At 53.0% G+C, this 3,356-nt stretch carries 3 protein-coding genes; all 3 read left to right on the forward strand.

All coding sequences use genetic code 11. The annotated features are described in order from the left end of the window. Positions 1-1,778 (forward strand): anaerobic carbon-monoxide dehydrogenase catalytic subunit (gene cooS / locus VEI96_08955; protein ID HXX58113.1); only part of this gene is annotated, 1,778 nt, incomplete at its 5' end. Positions 1,779-1,866: 88 nt separating this feature from the next. Next, complete coding sequence (locus tag VEI96_08960) at positions 1,867-2,436, forward strand: DUF1638 domain-containing protein (GenBank protein HXX58114.1); 570 nt, start codon at positions 1,867-1,869, stop codon at positions 2,434-2,436. Positions 2,437-2,577: 141 nt separating this feature from the next. Beyond that, positions 2,578-2,895: a TusE/DsrC/DsvC family sulfur relay protein gene (locus VEI96_08965; protein HXX58115.1), complete on the forward strand. Its 318-nt coding sequence runs from the start codon at positions 2,578-2,580 to the stop codon at positions 2,893-2,895. Positions 2,896-3,356 lie beyond the last annotated feature (461 nt).

Consider the following 3,356-nt stretch of genomic DNA (forward strand, 5'->3'; position numbering starts at 1 on the left):
GCAAGAAGGGTTTGAGCTGCCAGCTCTGCTCGGATGGGCCGTGCCGCATCAGTGAGAAGGCCCCACTCGGGGTTTGCGGCGCTACGGGGGATTTGATCGTTGCCCGCAACTTATTGCAACTCGCAATCATCGGAACTGCGGCCAACACCTACCAGTGCAGGAATCTCGCCAATACGTTAAAAGCTATCGGCGAAGGGCGCTCACCGCTGAAAATAAAGGATGAGGTGAAGCTCCAACGCATGTGTCAGGGGCTCGGGATCGACCAGGAAAGACCCGTCAATGAACTCGCCGTGCTCTTCGCCGATTTTATCCTGTCCGAGATCAGCAAACCGGTGAATCAGCCGCTCACGTTAATGGACCTCTTTGCCCTGGAGAGCAGAAAAGAGGTCTGGAAGAAAACAGACCTTTACGCCGGGGGGCCGAGTTCGGAAATCCTGACGGCCTTAACGAAATGCATGACAAACATCAGCAACGATCCCGTCGACTTGCTCAAGACAGCCCTCAGGCTCGGAAATGCGAACGAATATGTTGCTCTTTGGGGGATCACCGTTATACAGGATATCGTCATGGGCACTGCAGATCTCGTCCCCGGTGAGACTAATATCGCCTGTCTCGATCCGGAGACCGTCAATATCGTCGCGAACGGTCACCAGCCGATATTTGCGAGTGTCATCATGGAAAAGGCCGGTACAAAGCACTTTCAGTCCGCCGCAAAGGCGGCAGGGGCAAAGGGCATAAAACTCTACGGCTCTCTCTGCGAAGGCCAGCAGTTGATGAATGTCTCGAGCCGTCGAGAATACAAAGATGTCTTCGGCGGGCAGCTGGGCAACTGGATTCAGGAGGAGCTCTTCATCGCCACGGGTCTCGTCGATCTCTTCCTCATGGATTTAAACTGTTCCGTGCCGACCCTCAAAGTATTTGCCGACAAGTACGGGACGAAGCTCATGAGCACCGATCCGGTGGTGCGTTTCCCTGATGTGGATGCCCTCGATTTCGATCCGGAGAAGGCAGAGAATCAGGCAGAGAAGGTTATCGAAACAGCGATCAGGCAATTCAGGGAGCGAAAGGAGAACGGGAAGATCATCAACATTCCGTCAAAGGCAGCAGCGACGACATGCATTGCGGGCTACACGACCGAAACGGTGCTCAAGATGTTCGGAAACAGTATTTACAGCTACATCGACGAGATGAAGAAAGGCAACATAAAAGGAGCGGTGGCGGTCGCCGGATGTACAACCGTTCGTCACGGTCAGGGCGGAAATGCCATCCACACACTGACTATGGAGCTGATTAAGCGGGATATCATGGTCATCGGTGCCGGATGCTGCTCCTCTACGCATCAGAATACCGGCCTCTCGACGAAAGAGATGGCTAAGTTTGCGGGCCCCAGATTGAGATCGATTTGCGAAAAATACGATGTTCCCCCCGTGGTTTCCTATGGGTCCTGCACGGATGTAGGAAAAATTCTCGACACCGTGGCGGCCCTGTGCTGGACGATAGGCTGTGACTCGAGTCAGCTCCCCGTTGCCGCATCGGTGCCTGAACACATGGAGCAGAAGGCGATCGCCGACATCTTTACGGCCCTCTCCTACGGCCTCCTTACCCACGTATCGCCCGAACCGATGATCAGCGGCAGCCCGGCTGTGGTGAAGTATCTGACGGAAGATCTCGTTCATGTGACAGGAGGCAGGCTTCTCCTTGAAGATGACCCCGTAAGGGCAGCGGATGCTATCGAGGCCCACATTCTGGCAAACAGGAAAACCATCAACTTCGATTGAGGCCGAACGCTCGCCCAGGAGGCGGTCTTGAACCGCGAGGGAAGACCGCCCCTTTCTTTTCCGGTCGGCATTGTTTCATACTGATTCTATGGCCGAGAAATCCGTCATCTTCATCAGCTGCGGAATATTCAGGGAAGAGCTTGAATACCTCGTCAGGGAAAAGGGGCTCGATTGGAACATCCTTTTCCTCGACGCGGCGCTCCACGTGAATTTTGACCGGCTCAAGGAAAACCTTGTGGACGCCCTCGAGAAGCAGGCAGGGAAGGGAGTAGACTTAAAGGTCGTCTACGGTCACTGCCATCCCGAGATATCTGAAATCCTCAAACGCTACGGAGCGAAGAGGCTCGCTGCGGGAAACTGTCTCGAGGCGATGGTCGGGCCTGATGAGGTTTTCCGGCTCAATGCGGAAGCGACAAGTTTTTTCCTCTCTGCCGGCTGGGTAAACAACTGGGAGAAGATGTTCGAGGTCGGCAAGGAAGACTTCGACTTTGATTTCAAGTTGATGTTCGAGCACTACAAGAGGATCATCGTATTCGACACCGGCATAATCCCGATTGATGAGGAAAAGGTTGCCAAGTTCAGCGAATTCACCGGTCTTCCCGTCGAACGGAGACATATCACCCTCGATCATCTGCAACGGCTCATCAGCAGTATCTGACTCGATAGCCCTTCCATGGCTCTAACTCGCCTCAAACCTGCAAGAGGGCATTGCGCTGTTTCGTCCCGAGTGTTCTTATGATATAGATCATAGTATTCACCCTTCACAAGAGCTAATGTCGAAATAAAGGGAGGTGTGATTATGACGACCGCAACGAAGACCCGTGAGAGGACCTTGGAACTGGATGACGACGGCTTTCTCGTGAATATCGACGACTGGGATGTTAATGTTGTCGAGCAACTCGCCCGCAGGGAGGGCATCAGAGAGCTGACAGGAGAACACTGGAAGCTCATCGCCGCACTCAGGCTCCACTATGAGAAATATGGTGAATCCCCACTCTGTCGCGATATACTCATCGAGGCGGGATTCACAAAAATGGATATGTACAAGCTCTTTCCCGAGTTGGGATACCGGAGTGCCTATAGGCTGGCGGGCTTGCCGAAACCGACCGAGTGCTAGTCGCTTTCACGGGGCGGTTCCATTTCTCGTCTCATGGAACCGCCCTTTTTTTAATGCTTAAGGAAAGACCCACGCACAGATTACCCGTAGGAGAAGTACTGATACCCTCACGCACGCCGAGTAAATCGGAAAGGCCGAACTTCGCCGTCACGGAAACGCGATTCATCCGACTTCTTATGCATCTATTGACAGCAACTCAAAACGCTATATAATGACCTTAGGAACTGACTGCGAGTCGGTATCCGAAACAACAACTTCTACAGTTTGAGCGGAGAAGGGTGAGTATTTACAACTTATTCTGATTAATTTCATGCCGTGAGAAGGCATGGTAAGGAGGACGGAAATGGAAAAGAAAAAGGGAGTTTCGGGCGTTAGGGCATTCGGAATCGCAAACATTCTTGTTCTGGCATTGCTCATCACATCGGTCATGCCGGTATCGAACTCAGCGGCGAGCGATGCGC

The sequence above is a fragment of the Thermodesulfovibrionales bacterium genome (assembly GCA_035622735.1).
Taxonomy (GTDB): Bacteria; Nitrospirota; Thermodesulfovibrionia; order Thermodesulfovibrionales; family UBA9159; genus DASPUT01.

Bases quoted from the DNA above. Each gene is read 5' to 3' on its own strand.
- VEI96_08965 (HXX58115.1), top strand. From the start codon at position 2,578: ATGACGACCGCAACGAAGACCCGTGAGAGGACCTTGGAACTGGATGAC.
- VEI96_08960 (HXX58114.1), top strand. From the start codon at position 1,867: ATGGCCGAGAAATCCGTCATCTTCATCAGCTGCGGAATATTCAGGGAA.